The organism is Alishewanella maricola (assembly GCF_016343785.1).
Lineage (GTDB): Bacteria > Pseudomonadota > Gammaproteobacteria > Enterobacterales > Alteromonadaceae > Alishewanella > Alishewanella maricola.
Genome location: NZ_JAEINI020000001.1, coordinates 327,764 through 344,936, shown reverse-complemented (window position 1 = coordinate 344,936; position 17,173 = coordinate 327,764). Strand labels below are relative to the sequence as shown.

Genomic DNA, 17,173 nt, shown 5'->3' with positions numbered 1-17,173 from the left:
ATTACAATGGGATCCCCTCTAACCAATGTGCCAAGGTTTCCATACTTTTATAGGCAGACATATCAACATGTAATGGTGTGACTGAAGCATAACCATTTGCAATGGCATGAAAATCCGTGCCTTCACCAGCGTCTAATTCTGGCCCTAAAGAGCCGTACCAATAAATTTTTCGACCCCAAGGATCGGTTGAGCTACTCATGGTTTCGGCTTTATGCCGACGGCCAAGCCGCGTCACCTGAATACCTTTTAGTTCGTGCAAGGGAATGGCCGGCACATTGATATTCAAAATTTGATCAGCAGGTAACGGATGTGATTGTAATTTACGGATCACTTCAACGGTCACATGCGCCGCCGTAGCAAAATGCTGTTCTTCACGCCCGGCAAGCGACACGGCGATAGCCGGTAAGCCAAGGTGTCGGCCCTCTGTCGCGGCGGCTACGGTGCCAGAGTACAACACGTCATCCCCGAGGTTTGCCCCATGATTGATGCCGGCGACCACTAAATCGGGTGTGAAATCTAATAATTGGCTAATGGCTAAATGCACACAATCGGTCGGGGTGCCATTGACCGCAATAAAGCCGTTGTCTAAGGTTTGTGTGCGCAGCGGATTAAGTAAGGTCAACGAATTACTGGCACCACTACAGTTACGATCGGGTCCTACGGTAGTGACTTCAGCAATTTGTAATAATGCTTGCTGTAATACTTGAATACCACGGGCATGCACCCCGTCATCGTTACTCAGTAAAATGCGCATTTAACACTCCATTTGTACAAGATCGCGGGCAATGTCACGATAAGACACTAACTCTCGCAGGACACTCGTCGCAAAACACCCTGCAGGTAAAGCAAACTGCAAGGTCACCGTATCAGCTTCGACTGTAGCGCTGACCGACTCGGGGATCACGCGCATCGCCCGACGGCCAACTTGCACCCGCAGTAGCTCTAAACCGCTAACCCAGTGCTGCCAGGGGGCCAGTACCTGCTGTTCAAATAAAGCGGCGTCTGCACTGACTAACGCCTTACCCTCACCACATAAAGGTGCGGTGAGATGAATATCGGCGCTGTCGAGCCGCTGTTGCAACACCGCGTCGGGTTCAGTAACCGGAAATATCGAGCCAGATCCGTTTAGCTGCACCACATCCCCAGCCATTAATTGCTGAAAATGACCTTTTTGGATCCGCGCTGACAGAACCTGATTAAACAAAAAAGAGCGGCTTGCCGATAGTGCTAACCCCCGTAATTGCCGATCTGCGATACTTTCGCCCTGAAACAAACGCTCAGCAAGGTGTAAATTCCCGCCAGCCAGACCAAAACGTTGCTCACCATAATAATTAGGTACCCCAGCTTTCAGCAAAGGTAACTTGGCCATTAGCGCCGGTATATCAGATACTTGAGTTAAGCGTAAAGTAAAATGATTGCGCTTTAAAGCACCTAGGCGCAATTTACGGTAATGCCGTACCATCTGTAAGATGTTAGCGCCTTCAATTTGCCAGGTTTGCCAGTCCAGCTCTTGCTTGATGGGCCATTTAAAACAAAACCATTGCTGCGTGACCGCATGCCGATCTTTTAAACCCGCATAGCTAATATCGCGCACGCGTAAACCGGTTAAACGCGCCAGCTCGCGGGCAATAAACTGGGTATTTTGCCCGGTTTTCTCAATTTGCAGCAGAATATGTTCACCGGCACCGCTCGGTGTAAAATTAAGTTCTTCCACCACTAAAAAATCAGCAGCTGCCGCTCGAATAGCGGCGCGAATATGCGGTTGACCGTGCAAATAAGCTAACTCAGCTTGCGCAGGAAAAGACGGATGACTTAATGCGGATTCAGTATTCAGCATGAGGTTAATAACACCACGGCGGCAACCGCGATACCTTCTTTACGTCCGACAAAACCCAGTTGCTCGGTGGTGGTCGCTTTAACATTAACTTGTTCAGGCTGACACTGCAGATCGGTAGCAATACAGGCACACATATCGGCAATGTGCGGTGCCATCTTCGGTGCTTGCGCCATAATGGTAATATCCACATTACCAATCTGATAACCACGTTGCTGCACTTCATCCATTACTTTGCGGAGTAAAATGCGGCTATCAATACCTTTATACGCTGCATCGGTGTCAGGAAAATGCTTGCCAATATCACCGAGTGCTACTGCACCAAGTAAAGCATCGGCTAACGCATGCAGTACCACATCACCATCTGAATGTGCAACCAGTCCTTGGCTATAAGGAATTTTGATACCGCCCAGCGTCACTGGCCCCTCGCCACCAAAGGCATGTACATCGAAACCATGACCAATACGTATTGTCATTATTGATTTTGCTCCAAATAAAACGCTGCCAGCTGCAGATCGGCCGGCCGCGTAATTTTAAGATTATCACTGTGTCCTTCTACTAACAGAACCGGCTCATTTGCCCATTCCATAGCCGAGGCTTCATCTGTGATAACCACTTTGGCCGCTAACGCAGCTTGGATATTCGCTCTGAGTAAGGCCGTAGGAAAAAATTGTGGTGTAAGCGCATGCCATAAATGCTCGCGCTCTACCGTAGCATTAATTAAGCTTTGACCACGTTTCATGGTATCACGGACTGGCGTTGCTAAAATACCACCATGCCCAACCTCAAGGCAGCGCTGGATCAGTAACTCGATATCTTGCGGACGCACTAAAGGTCGCGCAGCATCATGCACAAGTACCCAAGGCATTTTTTCAGCGTCTATCGCTAACAGCGCATTTAATACCGAGTGCACCCGCTCTGCACCACCATCAACCCGCACAATATTTTCAGCGGTTAAGCCGGTTGCGGCAAAATAGGGATCGTTTGGGCTTAGCGCTAAATATAACTGTTGCACGGCGCTAATGGCTAACACCGGTTTAACACTGTGCTCTAAAATGGTTTTGCCGTGTAAGCGCAAGTATTGCTTGGGTTTATCGGCTTGCATACGCTGGCCAACCCCAGCGGCGGGGATCACGGCGGCAATCGCCGGAAAAGATTTTAATGACATTACGGTGTCCGCGGTACTATCCGAAAAAAAACTTCATCTTCAGCAATCAGACCAAGCTCGTTGCGAGCTCGCTCTTCTATCGCTTCCAATCCCTGGCGTAAATCATCAACATCCGCCAACAACATACGATTACGCTTAATCAACTCCTGATTACTCGCTTGTTGAGTGGCTATTTCTTCCTGCTGACGCAGGTAATCTGTCACACTGAGCTGACCAAACCAAAGCCGGTGTTGTAAGGCCGCTAACACGATGAGCAACAGCACGATTAATATGCGCATAACTAAACCGTTATTTCTGTTTGAGCTTATTATGAAGCGTTAAATAGCTACTGCAAAGCTTTATATCAGCTGCTTTGCCCCAAATGTGGTCGAGCGAAATTACGCCAATTTAGGCGGCTAGCCAATAAAAGTTCACGCAAAGTGAGTAAACGCGGTTCTTTTTTTTGTAAGTTTAACCACTGATGGCCACAACAAGCGGCGGTCATAATGTTCTTGTCTGGTTTAAGTAAAAACAACTTACTGTTGTCCTCGGCTAAGGGCATACCACTAAACGAAAACCAACCATACTGATTACAATGCAAACGCTGCTCTGTTACATCCACTTCATCAACACTGTCTAACACGATATGTTCAAGGGTTTTATCTTCGCAGTAAAGCGGCACAATCAGACCAGGTTTCGCTGCTTTGCTGTAAAAAGCTAGGATCGGATCCGCCGCCTGTTTACTGGCCGGACAGCGTTTAAATTGTTTGCCATACCAAGAGGCATTTTGACTATCGAGCGCCAAATTAGCAGGATATTGCAAAATACTGCTCGCAGCACGTCGAATATAAAAAGGTAAACTGGCGATGCGTTTTGGCAACTGTGCTAATTCTGAGCTGGGGGTGGCCGCCAAACGAAATAGCTCACGCTCATACAAAGCATTACACAGCTCAGTATAAGTTTGATTGGCTGCAGTTGCTTGCCAAAAATGTGGTTGATTTTCGTGCATCATCGTCATGTAGCGATGTTAGCCAATAGCCTGATTATTGTAAAAGCCTAAATGCATCTGTTAAGCAGAAAAATCGCTCTGTAAGAAAAAACCTTCGCAGCAAAGCGCTTATCCGCCAGGCTATCGCTGCAGACTGGACGCTCGCGCCGAAAAACGGTAGTTTAAGCGCCAGTCACACCACCGTTAGCCATAGAATAGGTCCGATGAATCGTCGTCAATTTTTACGCACCGCCGCTTTTACCCCCTTGGTTGTCGTGCTGGGCAGCAAATTTGTTGCGACTTTACGGCATTACCCTCTGACCGATCTGCAACAACGTTTACGCGCAATGCAACCGGATCGACTCCGTAGTATGGGGAACTGGAATGTGAGTCAGATTTTTCAACATTGTGCGCAAAACCTACGTTACTCTATTGTGGGTTATCCACAGCATCACTCGGTATTACAAAAAAATATCGTGGGTAAATTAGCGCTAAATTTTTATGCCGCAATAGGCAGTATGCCAGCGGCGCAGGAGCAGCCGATTCCTGGCGCACCACCACTGGCAGTAGACGTTCCTAATGATGTGGCACTACATGAGTTAATGTTTGAATTACAGGAATTTATTAATTGGCAGGGCGAATTAGCCGCGCATTTTGCTTACGGTAGCCTCACCAAGGCGCAGTACTACAAAGTGCATGCGTTATTTTTAGAACAACACTTGCAGCAGATTGTCTCTCGCTAACTAGCGGAACGACAGATTAACTCGCCAGTGGTTATCTTAGCGTAACTCAATGGCTTTATCGCGGAGCTCGTATTCACTACTTGCTATACCGCGAGCAAACGGCTCACATTTTATCTGCACGCGGTAACCATAAAAGATATTATCTGCCGGATCAGGATGACCTTGTTTATTTAAGCGTAAAGTGACGGCATTCGGGCCATAAAAATGTTTCACATCTTCAGGATGATATTTTTGCCTTAAGGCATCAAGCTGCTCTGCGGCCACCACTAAACACTGCGGTGGTGTTTCAGCCAGCTGAGCTTGGGTTTGTAATACAATCCAGTACGCTTGTTGTTGCCGATTAAAATACACATTTAACAAGGTTTCACCGTCTGCCCCATTACGCTGTGCCTGACACTGTGTTTTCACACATTTAAATGCCGCTATACTGGTATCACTGCTCTCACTGCTCTCATCGCTGTGACTAAATTGATGTTTTAACAATCGTTCTACCGTGGCTTTACTCATATCAAGCTGTATGCCATTAATTTGCACTTGTGATAAATCAATCTCACTTAATGTTGGACTTGGTTTATTTTGCGCTGAGGTGATGCTGATGAAACCGGCACCTAATACTGCACAACATATCTGAATCAAAGCATGTCTTTTCATAGCAAACCTAAAAAGTTGTTAGATATATTGACTATAACGCAGCCATTGCGTTTCGGCGGGAAAATTTCAATAAAGCTGCAGCAGCTTTGATCTTCATCATATGTTATGCGTTAAGCACAATAAAGATGGTGCTCTGCCACAGCAGGGTGCATGCCGCAAGCAGTTATACCGGTAGCCTGGCGGCTACCGGGAAACAAAGCCTAAATTACTGGCCTTTGATTTCGCTACGGCCTTTGTAGGGGGCCTTGCTGCCTAACTCTTGTTCGATCCGCAGTAATTGATTGTACTTCGCAACGCGATCTGAACGACACAGTGAACCGGTCTTAATTTGACCGGCTGCGGTACCCACCGCTAAATCCGCAATAAAGGCATCTTCGGTTTCGCCGCTACGGTGTGAAATAACTGCAGTAAAGCCCGCGTCTTTAGCCATTTTGATAGCGGCTAAGGTTTCGGTTAACGAGCCAATTTGATTAAACTTAATCAAAATTGAGTTACCGATGCCCTGCTCAATACCGCGTGTCAGGATCTTGGTATTGGTGACAAACAGATCGTCACCAACTAATTGCACTTTAGTGCCAATTTTGTTGGTTAAATCTTTCCAGCCATCCCAATCACTTTCGTCTAAACCATCTTCAATAGAAACGATCGGATAACGCTGTGATAAACCGGCTAAGTAATCGTTGAAACCATAGGAATCAAAGCTTTTGTTCTCGCCGCTTAACACGTACTGACCGTTTTTATAAAATTCAGAGGCCGCACAATCTAAGGCTAACGTAATGTCTTTATCCATTTCGTAGCCGGCAGCTTTTACCGCTTCAACGATAACCGATAAAGCTTCTTCGTTAGATTTCAAATCAGGTGCAAAACCGCCTTCATCACCCACTGCAGTGTTTAAACCGCGTTTTTGCAGCTCTTTTTTCAAGCTATGGAAAATCTCAGCGCCCATGCGTAATGCTTCAGCAAAGGTTTTAGCGCCGACAGGCTGCACCATAAATTCTTGAATATCAACGTTATTGTCAGCATGCTCGCCACCGTTGATGATATTCATCATCGGTACTGGCATGCTGTAAACACCCGAAGTGCCATTTAAATCAGCAATGTGTTGATATAATGGGATCTTTTTATCGGCAGCGGCAGCACGCGCTACGGCCAGTGATACCGCTAAAATGGCGTTTGCGCCTAATTTTGATTTGGTTTCAGTACCGTCTAAATCGATCATGATCTGATCGATGTCAGCTTGTTGGTAAGCATTTTTGCCGACTAACGCTGCTTGGATCGGGCCATCAATATTGGCAACCGCTTTTAATACGCCCTTGCCCAAATAACGGCTTTTATCACCATCACGTAACTCTAAGGCTTCGCGTGAACCGGTTGAGGCGCCTGAGGGTGCACAACCGCGCCCCATTACACCACTGGTCAAATACACATCCGCTTCGACTGTCGGGTTACCACGTGAGTCTACGATTTCGCGAGCAATAATTTTTGCAATTTCTGACATAATTTAAGATCCCCTTGATAAAGACAAAAAAGCCGTGTTATCCAACACGGCTTGCTAAAGTTATACGCGCTGCTGTTTTTGGAACTTATGCGCAGCGGCAACAAAGCTTTGGAACAATGGATGGCCATCGCGCGGCGTCGAATTAAACTCCGGATGGAACTGTCCAGCCACAAACCAAGGATGATCGGGTATTTCAATCATCTCAACCAGCTGATTATCAGCTGATAAACCAGAAATCACCAAGCCGGCAGCTTCTAATTTTGGTCTTAAATTGTTATTCACTTCATAACGGTGGCGATGACGTTCTTGTATCACCGCTTGACCATAAATACTAAAGGCTTTGGTATCGGCAACCAAATTACAGTTTTGGCTACCCAAGCGCATGGTGCCGCCCAGGTCAGAGTCGTTAGTACGCACTTCAACTGAGCCATCTGCATCGCGCCATTCGGTGATCAAACCGACCACCGGATACGGTGTTTCTTTATTAAATTCAGTAGAGTGAGCTTCTGGCATACCCGCCACGTTACGCGCATATTCAATTAAAGCAACTTGCATACCTAAACAAATGCCCAAATAAGGTACTTTGTTTTCGCGAGCAAATTGCGCCGCTAAAATTTTACCTTCAACACCGCGCTCACCAAAGCCACCCGGTACTAAGATACCGTCTAAACCGCTTAATATTGCAGGGCCTTTGCTCTTAATATCTTGCGAGTCGATGTATTTAATATTAACGGTAACGCGATTTTTTAAACCGGCATGACCCAAAGCTTCATTCACCGATTTATACGCATCGGGTAACTCCACATACTTACCAACCATACCAATGGTGATCTCGCCCGTCGGGTTCGACTCTTGGTATAAAACCTGTTCCCATTCCGCTAAATCGGCTTCAGGTGCATCGATATGGAAACGGCGACAGACTAAATCGTCCAAGCCTTGTGATTTCAACAAAGCCGGAATTTGATAAATGCTTGAGACGTCTTTTAGCGAAATAACTGCTTTTTCTTCAACATTAGTAAACAGCGCTATTTTAGCCCGTTCGTTATTCGGGATCGCCCGATCGGAACGGCAAACCAGAATATCAGGTTGAATACCGATAGAACGCAGCTCTTTTACCGAGTGTTGAGTTGGCTTGGTTTTGATCTCGCCAGCCGTGCCTAAGTAAGGCACCAAGGTTAAATGCATAAACAAAGTGCGCTCACGACCCACTTCGGTACCCAGCTGACGAATAGCTTCTAAGAAAGGTAGCGATTCAATATCACCGACCGTACCGCCAATTTCGACAATGGCAATATCATAGCCATCGGCACCGGCAACCACGCGGTTTTTAATTTCGTTAGTGATATGCGGGATAACTTGAATGGTGGCACCTAAATAGTCACCACGACGCTCACGGCGCAATACGTCAGCGTAGATGCGGCCTTGCGTAAAGTTATTTAACTTCGTCATTTTAGTGCGAATAAAGCGCTCGTAGTGCCCCAAATCCAGATCCGTTTCCGCACCGTCTTCGGTAACGAAAACTTCACCATGTTGGATCGGGCTCATCGTGCCAGGATCGACGTTGATGTAAGGATCCAATTTCAGCAGAGTGACATTTAAACCACGCGCTTCCAGAATTGCCGCCAGCGATGCCGCAGCAATGCCTTTACCTAGAGATGAGACAACCCCACCCGTCACAAAAATATATCGTGTCGCCATAAGACCCCAGAAACGCAGTAATAGAAGATTTCGCCAAACAAAAAAAGCATTTAGCACCGATAAAACTATCGGTTGCTGTTAAAACAAGGGCTTAAAATGTTTGGTATCAGGACGGGAGGAAAGTATAGCAAAGGCCGAACAGCGGCTCAATCTAAAGCTGTGTTAGTCGTTAAATAATTGCACAACGTAAAACAGGTAAGACCAGCAAGTTGCAATGCAACAAGCAATCTGCATAACCCTTTACTTCAAGCCGGTAGTTAAGGGCGGTCATTACCGCCCTGTGCATGCCACTGGGCCGCCATTATGACGGTTGGCGCTTTACCTGCTGCCAAATCTGTTCCATTTCGTCCAAAGAGGCCTGTTCAGTGCTGCGGCCTTGCTCGGCAAGCGTTAGTTCGACCGCGCGAAAGCGCTTTTCAAACTTACTGTTCGCCGCACGTAAAACCGCCTCAGGATCCAGTTTATGCTTACGCACCACATTCACCAGCGCAAACATTAAGTCGCCGAGTTCTTCTGCTAGCTCGGCACTGCCCGGGGCGGTTTGTTCAACTTCTAAAATCTCTTCTTTGACTTTATTCCAGCAACCGCTAACATCCGGCCAATCAAAACCGACATTAGCACAGCGTTTTTGCAGCTTATAAGCACGGCTTAATGCTGGCATCGCTTGCGGAATATTATCCAGCACACTGTGTTGCCCGCTCTCTTTACGCTCCGTGCTTTTCAGGGCTTCCCAATTTTTTAGCACGGTGTCGGCATCTTCTGCACTGAGATTACCAAACACATGCGGATGGCGACGCTCTAATTTATCGCAAATGGCCGTGACACAATCTTCAAACTGAAAGCGACCTTCTTCTTTAGCTAACTGGGCATAAAACACCACTTGAAACAGCAAATCGCCTAATTCATCTTTCAGCTCATCAAAGCTATCACGCGCGATGGCATCAGCCACTTCATAGGCCTCTTCTAAAGTGTAGGGCACAATGCTGGCGTAGCTTTGCTTCAGATCCCACGGACAACCGCTAACAGGATCGCGTAATGCGGACATGATGCTTAACAAGCGTGAAATGGGTTCAGACACGGCTAACTCTTCTTATACTTAACGGCTTAATGATGAAAGCGTTTTGCTTCAATCACATCGTCTATTTGGCTAATTTTACTCAGCAGTTTATTTAACGAGTCCAAGTTGTACAGTTCCATCGTCATATTAATCACCGCGGTTTGCGCTTTAATATCCGAACTACTGCTCATACTGGTCACGTTGGCTTTTTCATTGGCCAAGATACTGGTGATATCGCGTAACAAGCCATTACGATCATTGGCCACAATCCGAATATCGACTTCGTAACCAGAGGCATACTTGTCGCCCCAAGTGGCATCAACCACCCGCTCTGGATGTGAATCCAATAAAGTTTTGAACTGATCGCAATCATCACGGTGAATCGCAATACCACGACCTTGCGTGATATAGCCAATAATGGCATCGCCTGGTAACGGCTGACAACAGCCCGCCATATGTGTTAGCAAATTACCCACACCTTGCACCACCACATCACTTTTCACTTTATTAGTGGGTAGCGGTTTGGTTTTTAAACGCGGATCAATCTCGGGTAATTCATGATTTGGGCTTTGGCTTTGAATAAAGTGGACCACTTGTGTCACTTTGATTTCACCACCGCCAATGCCCACTAATAGCTCGTCCATGCTATTGACATTAAAGCGTTGCAACACCTTGGTTGGCGCTTCAATCTGCAGGTTTAACCGATTCAATTCGGCATCGAGTAATTCGCGACCGGCTGACAAATTCTTATCACGATCCTGTAAGCGGAACCAATATTGTACCTTAGAGCGTGCCCGACTTGATTTTAAGTAGCCTAAATTAGGATTTAGCCAATCTCGGCTGGGGTTGGGCTCACGCCCCGTAAGAATTTCGACCTGATCACCGGTTTTTAATTGGTAGGTAAAAGGCACGATGCGCCCAGAAATTTTCGCGCCGATACAACGATGTCCAACATTAGAATGTACATAGTAAGCAAAATCTAACGGTGTCGAGCCCATCGGTAAATCAACAATATCGCCTTTGGGCGTAAAGACATAAACGCGATCTTCAATGACCTGAGTACGCAACTCTTCAGCCAAGTCGGTGCCATCGGCTAAATCTTCTTGCCATTGCAGTAACTTACGTAACCAGCTAATTTTTTCATCGTTCGCCACGGTTTTGCTGGCCGCGCCGCCCTCTTTGTAACGCCAATGCGCCGCGACACCCAACTCGGCATCTTCATGCATTTGCCGTGTACGGATCTGGATCTCGATCGGCCGCCCTTGTGGGCCTAGCACCACGGTATGAATGGATTGATAACCATTTTGTTTTGGCGTGGCGATGTAATCGTCGAACTCTTTGGGTAAATGTCGCCAATTGGTGTGCACTAACCCCAAAGACGCATAACAATCTTGCACACGCTCGGTCACAATCCGAACCGCTCTGATGTCATACAACTGTTCGAAAGACAGTTGCTTTTTCTGCATTTTCTTCCAAATGCTAAAAATGTGTTTCGGCCGCCCGTAAACTTCGGCTTGCACTTGCGCGTCGAGCATTTTTTGCCGAACCGCAGCCACAAAATCTTGCATATATTGTTCGCGATCTAAGCGTCGCTCTTCCAGTAAACTGGCCACCTGTTTATATGTGGTTGGATGCAAATAGCGAAACGCCAGATCTTCAAGTTCCCATTTTAATTGGCCAATACCTAAACGGTTGGCTAAGGGCGCAAAAATAGCATTAGTTTCTTTCGCCGCGAGAACACGCGTTTCTTCATCGGCATCTTTCACATCACGCAGATAGCAAATTTGTGCCGCTAATTTAATCACCACCGCGCGCACATCTTCTACCATGGCTAGCAACATGCGCCGTAAGTTATCCGCTTGTTGGCCATCCGCACCTTGCTTAACGCTGGTTGGGATAGTGCGGATCGCTTCCATTTGTTGCACTGCAGACAGCAGCAAGGCCACCGGAGCAGAAAAATTGGCTTCAATCTGCGCCAATTCCAGCAGGCCCGCCTCAAAAGCAGGAAATAACAAGGAGGCAAGCAGTGAGTCCTGATCCATTTTAAGATCAGCCAAAATCTCTACCATTTCCCAGCCGGTTCGCACCTCTAGCACATCGTCGTCTAGTTGTTGCTGTTTTAGCCAGGCTGCACATTCTAATAATGCACCAATCCTTTTTTCAGACAGCCCCAGTGAGCACAGCCATTCGACTGTCTCACCACCATGGTAGCCACTGCTGTGTGACTGGCGCACCCTAACCATGCTTTGTCCTCATTAAAATAAGTCGTTCCAGCTTATTGCACGTCACGAAAGTCAGCCAGATTGGCTAACGACTGAACAACGCCATCAATTCCAGATGACTCGTGTGGGGAAACATATCGATGCCAGCAATATTTTGCAACTGATAACCCGACTGTAACAACACTTTTGCATCGCGCGCAAAGGTCGCGGCATTGCACGATATGTACAATATCTGTGCCGGTTTTAGCTTAACCAGCTGTGGCATCGCGCCTTCGGCACCGGCTCGGGCAGGATCAAGCACGATCTTCTGGTAAATCGGGTTATTCCAGTCCGTTTTACCCCAAGCTAAATGCAAATCGGCTTGCCAAAACTGGGCGTTCGTAATGCCATTAAGTTGGGCATTCGCCGTGGCTTGCTGCACCATAGTGGCAAGTCCTTCAACACCATGCACCAATTTAGCGCGCTGCGCCAAGGCTAAACTAAAATTGCCCATACCTGCATACAAATCAAGAATATTATCCTCAGCATGCGGCTGCAACCATTGTAGCGCTAATGACACCATTTGCTGATTTAATTGCGGATTGACTTGAATAAAATCAGTTGCGGCAAAGGCCAACTCTAAACCTTGCTCGCTTAACCGATAACGCGGACTCGGCGCATTAGGCTGCCAGTTTGTTAACTGCCCTGCTTCGGCTTCACCCAGCCAAACCGCTTCAGGCCACGCCGTAACAAATAATTGTTGCTCAGCGGTGGTCAATGGCTTTGTGTGCCTCACAATTAAAAACACTTGCTGCTCAGCGGCAATCACTTCAACATGCGTGATCGCACTCGGCTCTGATAATTGTGGTACAACCTGTTGTAATACTGCAAAAATAGGCTGTAACTGCGGCTGCAGTACAGCACAGGTATTAATGGGCGTGAGGGTTTTGCTGGCACTTTCTCGAAAGCCAACCGTCAGCTGCTTGCGTTTACGATCAAACCAGACACCAATTCGCGCTTTACGCCGATAACCTTGATCGGGCCCCGTTAACAATGGCTGCCATGGCAACTCTCCTAAACCGGTTTGATGACGGATTAATTCATCTACACCTTGTTGTTTTAATTGTGCTTGCTCGGCACTGGCAACATGCTGCAATTGACAGCCACCACATAACTGATAATGCGGGCAAAAAGGCGTCACTCGCAATGGGCTGGCTTTAAGTACCCGCTCAACGCGCGCTTTAATAAAATGCGTTTTATCTTCAGTCACTTTAGCAAGCACCTGTTCGCCTGCTAAAGCACCGCTGACAAAAGCAATCTTCTGTTGCCAACGACCAATACCATTGACTTCATAATCGGTCGATTCCACTTGCAATTTTACTTGCTGGCCAAGGTGTTGCGATTTTTGTTTCGGTTTATAGAGCGTTACCATTCGATGCAGGTCTTATAGGCATTTAAAGGATCATGTGTCATTATGACATGGCTGAGCTTAATTGTAACAAGTGCCGTGCCCTGATGAAAAAAATTGGTCTACGTTTTTGGTTAATTCTTTGTAGTGTGCTACCCAGCTTGCTGGTGGGTATACTGCTGGCTAGCTATTTTAACCACCGGCAACAACAGGCCAGTGAATTACACTTGCATGAGCGTGCTGCCAATGTCGCCCTGATGTTGGCAATTAGCAGCCAACCCCTGTTACAACAACAGCCACTAAAAACCGTTCTGCCTTTGCTGGAACATGCTCATCGTTTAAATGCCCCCTTGATTACCAGTATTTCGTTATTTGATGCTGAGGGCCGTTTATTACTCACCAGCAATAGCCAACAAGATTTATCTACTCATGCGGTGCATCAACAAGCCACTAAGCCTTCGCAAATCCGCTTTTATTCGTCCCAACCACAATTAATTGTCTATCAGCCATTATTGCGCGATAACAATTTACTGGCAGAAGACCCTGGCTATTTGCTATTACAGTTTGACCAACAACATATTTTATTACAGCAACAATTAGGGGTGCTGCAAAGCGGCGCTTTAATTGCTTTAGTCTTGCTGCTCGCACTGGGTTTAACCCTATTTTTAATTCAAAAACTGCAACCTGAACTGCAACGCCTGAAACGGCAAATGCAGCAATTGATGGATGGACAATATCGACTGCGGCCTTATTTGTTAGGTGTTAGAGAGTTTGATAATTTTCAACAAGGCTTATTGAAATTAGCCGAACACCTGTCTCGGCTAGAGCAAGAAATGCAGCAAAATATCGAACAAGTAACTAGCGATTTACGACTGAGCATGGAGCAACTGGAGATCCAAAACATCCAGCTCGATTTTGCGAAACGCAAAGCGCTAGAAGACAACCGACAAAAGTCTGATTTTTTAGCCAAAATGAGCCATGAATTACGCACCCCGTTAAACGCCGTCATTGGCTTTACCCGGCAATTATTAAAAACCCCGCTGACTCACCATCAAAGTGACTATCTACAAACTATCCAGAAGTCAGCGAATAGCTTATTGAATTTGGTCAATGATGTTTTGGATTTTTCGCGGTTAGAAGAAGGCCGTATGTCGATTAATCCTGAGCCGTTTTCTCTGCGCGACGTGCTAAACGATACCATCGAATTATTAGTCAGCAACGCCTTTGATAAGCAATTAGAGTTGGTGTTATTGGTCGAGCCAGATTGCCCTGATGCCGTGGTAGCCGATCCGGCCCGATTAACTCAGGTATTGATGAATATTGCCGGTAATGCCATTAAATTTACTGAGCATGGCAGTATCATCATTCGGGTTAAAGCCACCAGTTTGAACGATGAACAAATTCAGCTACAAATTTCGGTTAAAGATACCGGTCGTGGCATCAGTGAAGATAAAAAACGTCATTTATTTGATGGCGTCACACCCCTTGAGCAAAGCGACCAACAAACCGGCTCTGGCTTAGGCTTGCTTATCTCGAAACGGTTAGTGCTAGCCATGCAAGGTACTATTGGCTTTGAAAGCAAGTTAGCCGAGGGGTCAACTTTTTGGTTTACCATTAAGTGCCAACGCCATCAATTGTCGGTTGCCGAAGCGTTACCACTAGAGTTGCTGGCTGAAAAAACCGTTTTGTATTTTGAACCACAGCAATATTCACGCGAGGCCACCTTACAACTGTTGAGCAGCTGGGGAATGGTGGTTACGGCCTGCGCCACCAAAGCGCAACTGCAACAAGCGCTCAGTAAGACTAAGGCTTATGATATCGGTTTATTAGGCCGTGCCGTTGCGATTAATCAAGTTAATGAAATTATTACGCTGGTGCAGCGCATTAAAGCACACTGTCAGCATGTCTATTTGTTGGTGAATACCTTATCACCCAACTTGCGTGAGGTATTGCTCAGCTCAGGCGCCAGCGCTTGTTTACCCAAGCCGGCTCATATGCGCAAATTAGCTTTAACCTTAGCTCAGCCCTATACCGACATTGCTCAAGCCAATGGCCAAAGTGAAGAGATGCTATCGCCGGGCTTAAAAGTGTTAACGGTCGACGATAACGAAGCCAATCTAAAACTGATTAATACGCTTTTACGTGAGCATGTGCATGTTCTGGATTCGGCTCGTGATGGTGCCGCCGCGTGGCAGAAATCGACGCAGCATGCCTACGATATTATCTTTATGGACATTAATATGCCGGTGATGGATGGCATCACGGCGTGTCAACGCATTCGACAAAGCTCGTTAAATGAGCGTACACCGATTATTGCTGTGACCGCACATGCGATGGATGGCGAGCGTACACGCTTAATCAATGCCGGCTTTAATGAATTTTTAACCAAACCGTTAGATGACAAAATGCTGTTGTTTACCTTGCAAGAGTATTGTCAGCTGCAAAAACATCAAGATACCCAGCAACAAGCCTTACAAGTGGTGCCTTTAATCGATTGGCCCATGGCGTTACAACGGGCGGCAGGTAAACCGGAATTAGCGCAAGAGATGCTGCTGATGTTGTTAAAAAGCTTACCGCAGTCTGAAAAACAAATTAACCAAGCGATTAGAGACAATGACCAACAAATGCTGCTGCATGCCTTACACAAACTGCATGGTGGATGTTGTTATACCGGTGTACCCAGGTTAAAAAATCTACTGGAAGCGCTTGAAACACAATTAAAACGCGGCGCCAATATCAAGCTATTAGAGCCGGAGTTATCTGAGTTAGACGATGTTATCCAACTGCTCTATGGCATCGATCCGTCGATGCCAGAGCCCTGAGCTTAAGATTCTAAAATGACCGTGGCACAAGCATAAGCCTGCTCATCACTAATACTGAGCCAAACTGCGGTAACGCCCTTCTCGGCAGCTAACACAGCGGCTTGCTCGGTTAAGGTTAACTCAGGCTTGCCCCAGACATCATTACGGATCTCAAAATGTTGAAATGAAATGCCACGACCAATACCGGTACCCAAGGCTTTTGCCGCGGCTTCTTTCGCGGCAAAACGTTTTGCAAAGTAACGCTCGGGTTGCCGATGATTTTGATATTGCTCTTGCTCAAACGGGGTTAACACCCGCAGCACTAATCGAGGGGTCTGCTGCAAACTTCGGGCAATGCGTTCTATCGCCACAATATCAGTACCTAGGCCGCGGATCGCCATTAACGACGTGCCTCCACCATCAGCCGTTTCATTTCGCTTACTGCTGGGCCTAAACCGCTAAAAATGGCGCGGGCAATAATGGCATGACCAATATTAAGCTCGTACATTTCAGGGATAGCCGCAATAGGCTGTACGTTATGATAATGCAAACCATGGCCCGCATTGACCGTTAACCCCAAAGAAGCCGCATAGGTTGCAGCCTCTTGAATACGCTTTAGTTCGGCTAACTGCTCCGCGGGATGCTTGGCTTCGGCATACTTACCCGTGTGGATCTCGATAAAGGGTGCGCCGACTTCGGCTGCGGCAGCAATTTGTTTTTTATCGGCATCAATAAACAGTGACACCAAAATATTATCTGCGGCAAGTTGCGCCACAGCATCACGCATTTGGCTTAATTTACCGGCAACTTCTAAACCGCCTTCGGTGGTCAATTCTTCACGCTTTTCTGGGACTAAACAGCAAAAATGCGGTTTCAGTTTAGCCGCAATGCCCAGCATTTCATCGGTCAGTGCCATTTCAAAATTGAGCCGTGTTGCGATGGTCTCGCGTAAAATAAACACATCGCGATCAATAATATGGCGGCGGTCTTCGCGCAAATGCACGGTAATGCCATCCGCACCGGCTTGCTCAGCCATCATTGCCGCGTGCACTGGCTCGGGATAATAAGTGCCACGTGCATTACGCACTGTTGCCACGTGATCAATATTGACACCCAAATAAATTGCCGTCATTTTTCTCTCCACTCT

The 17,173-nt window shown here is 46.8% G+C and carries 16 protein-coding genes; 2 read left to right on the top strand and 14 right to left on the bottom strand.

Annotation, left to right across the window (positions count from 1 at the left end):
• Position 1: 1 nt before the first annotated feature.
• The 6 genes from surE to JAO78_RS01680 all read right to left on the bottom strand — a co-directional run bounded on the left by surE (position 2) and on the right by JAO78_RS01680 (position 3,999).
• Entirely contained in the window at positions 2–754 is a 753-nt protein-coding gene (gene surE, locus JAO78_RS01705) for a 5'/3'-nucleotidase SurE (RefSeq protein ID WP_226749624.1), read from the bottom strand.
• A complete protein-coding gene (truD, locus tag JAO78_RS01700; RefSeq protein WP_226749623.1) occupies positions 755–1,837 on the bottom strand; it encodes a tRNA pseudouridine(13) synthase TruD in 1,083 nt (360 codons plus the stop codon).
• A complete protein-coding gene (gene ispF, locus JAO78_RS01695; RefSeq protein ID WP_226749622.1) occupies positions 1,831–2,310 on the bottom strand; it encodes a 2-C-methyl-D-erythritol 2,4-cyclodiphosphate synthase in 480 nt (159 codons plus the stop codon). Before ispF ends, truD begins: the two co-directional genes overlap by 7 nt.
• Positions 2,310–3,002: a 2-C-methyl-D-erythritol 4-phosphate cytidylyltransferase gene (gene ispD, locus JAO78_RS01690; protein WP_226749621.1), complete on the bottom strand. Its 693-nt coding sequence runs from the start codon at positions 3,000–3,002 to the stop codon at positions 2,310–2,312. The genes ispF and ispD overlap by 1 nt, the downstream gene beginning before the upstream one ends.
• Complete coding sequence (ftsB, locus tag JAO78_RS01685) at positions 3,002–3,280, bottom strand: cell division protein FtsB (RefSeq protein WP_226749620.1); 279 nt, start codon at positions 3,278–3,280, stop codon at positions 3,002–3,004. The genes ispD and ftsB overlap by 1 nt, the downstream gene beginning before the upstream one ends.
• A gap of 65 nt (positions 3,281–3,345) precedes the next feature.
• Entirely contained in the window at positions 3,346–3,999 is a 654-nt protein-coding gene (locus tag JAO78_RS01680) for a hypothetical protein (RefSeq protein WP_226749619.1), read from the bottom strand.
• 194 nt (positions 4,000–4,193) lie between these two features.
• On the opposite strand from JAO78_RS01680, the gene JAO78_RS01675 reads away from it, so the two are divergent.
• The gene (locus JAO78_RS01675; RefSeq protein WP_226749618.1) at positions 4,194–4,712 is read left to right on the top strand and encodes a DUF1569 domain-containing protein; all 519 of its coding nucleotides are present in this window, start codon (positions 4,194–4,196) and stop codon (positions 4,710–4,712) included.
• 36 nt (positions 4,713–4,748) lie between these two features.
• Here the strand turns inward: JAO78_RS01675 and JAO78_RS01670 are convergent, their stop codons facing one another.
• The 6 genes from JAO78_RS01670 to rlmD all read right to left on the bottom strand — a co-directional run bounded on the left by JAO78_RS01670 (position 4,749) and on the right by rlmD (position 13,249).
• Positions 4,749–5,363 carry a hypothetical protein gene (locus tag JAO78_RS01670; RefSeq protein ID WP_226749617.1) on the bottom strand — a complete coding sequence of 205 codons (615 nt, stop codon included), beginning with the start codon at positions 5,361–5,363 and terminating at the stop codon, positions 4,749–4,751.
• Positions 5,364–5,568: 205 nt separating this feature from the next.
• Positions 5,569–6,861 (bottom strand): phosphopyruvate hydratase, encoded by a 1,293-nt coding sequence (gene eno / locus JAO78_RS01665; protein ID WP_226749616.1) that lies wholly within the window; start codon positions 6,859–6,861, stop codon positions 5,569–5,571.
• 60 nt (positions 6,862–6,921) lie between these two features.
• Positions 6,922–8,559 carry a CTP synthase gene (pyrG, locus tag JAO78_RS01660; RefSeq protein ID WP_226749615.1) on the bottom strand — a complete coding sequence of 546 codons (1,638 nt, stop codon included), beginning with the start codon at positions 8,557–8,559 and terminating at the stop codon, positions 6,922–6,924.
• Positions 8,560–8,860: 301 nt separating this feature from the next.
• Entirely contained in the window at positions 8,861–9,637 is a 777-nt protein-coding gene (gene mazG / locus JAO78_RS01655) for a nucleoside triphosphate pyrophosphohydrolase (RefSeq protein ID WP_226749614.1), read from the bottom strand.
• A 26-nt stretch (positions 9,638–9,663) separates the two neighbouring features.
• On the bottom strand, positions 9,664–11,859 hold the full coding sequence (gene relA / locus JAO78_RS01650) for a GTP diphosphokinase (RefSeq protein ID WP_226749613.1): 2,196 nt from the start codon (positions 11,857–11,859) through the stop codon (positions 9,664–9,666).
• Positions 11,860–11,923: 64 nt separating this feature from the next.
• Positions 11,924–13,249, bottom strand: coding sequence for a 23S rRNA (uracil(1939)-C(5))-methyltransferase RlmD (gene rlmD / locus JAO78_RS01645; RefSeq protein WP_226749612.1), 1,326 nt, complete (start codon positions 13,247–13,249; stop codon positions 11,924–11,926).
• Between the two features lie 83 nt (positions 13,250–13,332).
• On the opposite strand from rlmD, the gene JAO78_RS01640 reads away from it, so the two are divergent.
• The gene (locus tag JAO78_RS01640; protein ID WP_226749611.1) at positions 13,333–16,047 is read left to right on the top strand and encodes a response regulator; all 2,715 of its coding nucleotides are present in this window, start codon (positions 13,333–13,335) and stop codon (positions 16,045–16,047) included.
• A gap of 2 nt (positions 16,048–16,049) precedes the next feature.
• On the opposite strand, the gene acpS is transcribed toward JAO78_RS01640, so the two are convergent.
• Positions 16,050–16,427, bottom strand: coding sequence for a holo-ACP synthase (gene acpS, locus JAO78_RS01635; protein WP_226749610.1), 378 nt, complete (start codon positions 16,425–16,427; stop codon positions 16,050–16,052).
• Entirely contained in the window at positions 16,427–17,158 is a 732-nt protein-coding gene (gene pdxJ, locus JAO78_RS01630) for a pyridoxine 5'-phosphate synthase (protein ID WP_226749609.1), read from the bottom strand. Before pdxJ ends, acpS begins: the two co-directional genes overlap by 1 nt.
• Positions 17,159–17,173: the final 15 nt, after the last annotated feature.

Excerpts from the sequence above, each read along its gene's own strand:
- surE (WP_226749624.1), bottom strand. The coding sequence starts at position 754 with ATGCGCATTTTACTGAGTAACGATGACGGGGTGCATGCCCGTGGTATT.
- truD (WP_226749623.1), bottom strand. The coding sequence starts at position 1,837 with ATGCTGAATACTGAATCCGCATTAAGTCATCCGTCTTTTCCTGCGCAA.
- ispF (WP_226749622.1), bottom strand. The coding sequence starts at position 2,310 with ATGACAATACGTATTGGTCATGGTTTCGATGTACATGCCTTTGGTGGC.
- ispD (WP_226749621.1), bottom strand. The coding sequence starts at position 3,002 with ATGTCATTAAAATCTTTTCCGGCGATTGCCGCCGTGATCCCCGCCGCT.
- ftsB (WP_226749620.1), bottom strand. The coding sequence starts at position 3,280 with ATGCGCATATTAATCGTGCTGTTGCTCATCGTGTTAGCGGCCTTACAA.
- JAO78_RS01680 (WP_226749619.1), bottom strand. The coding sequence starts at position 3,999 with ATGACGATGATGCACGAAAATCAACCACATTTTTGGCAAGCAACTGCA.
- JAO78_RS01675 (WP_226749618.1), top strand. The coding sequence starts at position 4,194 with ATGAATCGTCGTCAATTTTTACGCACCGCCGCTTTTACCCCCTTGGTT.
- JAO78_RS01670 (WP_226749617.1), bottom strand. The coding sequence starts at position 5,363 with ATGAAAAGACATGCTTTGATTCAGATATGTTGTGCAGTATTAGGTGCC.
- eno (WP_226749616.1), bottom strand. The coding sequence starts at position 6,861 with ATGTCAGAAATTGCAAAAATTATTGCTCGCGAAATCGTAGACTCACGT.
- pyrG (WP_226749615.1), bottom strand. The coding sequence starts at position 8,559 with ATGGCGACACGATATATTTTTGTGACGGGTGGGGTTGTCTCATCTCTA.
- relA (WP_226749613.1), bottom strand. The coding sequence starts at position 11,859 with ATGGTTAGGGTGCGCCAGTCACACAGCAGTGGCTACCATGGTGGTGAG.
- rlmD (WP_226749612.1), bottom strand. The coding sequence starts at position 13,249 with ATGGTAACGCTCTATAAACCGAAACAAAAATCGCAACACCTTGGCCAG.
- JAO78_RS01640 (WP_226749611.1), top strand. The coding sequence starts at position 13,333 with ATGAAAAAAATTGGTCTACGTTTTTGGTTAATTCTTTGTAGTGTGCTA.
- acpS (WP_226749610.1), bottom strand. The coding sequence starts at position 16,427 with ATGGCGATCCGCGGCCTAGGTACTGATATTGTGGCGATAGAACGCATT.
- pdxJ (WP_226749609.1), bottom strand. The coding sequence starts at position 17,158 with ATGACGGCAATTTATTTGGGTGTCAATATTGATCACGTGGCAACAGTG.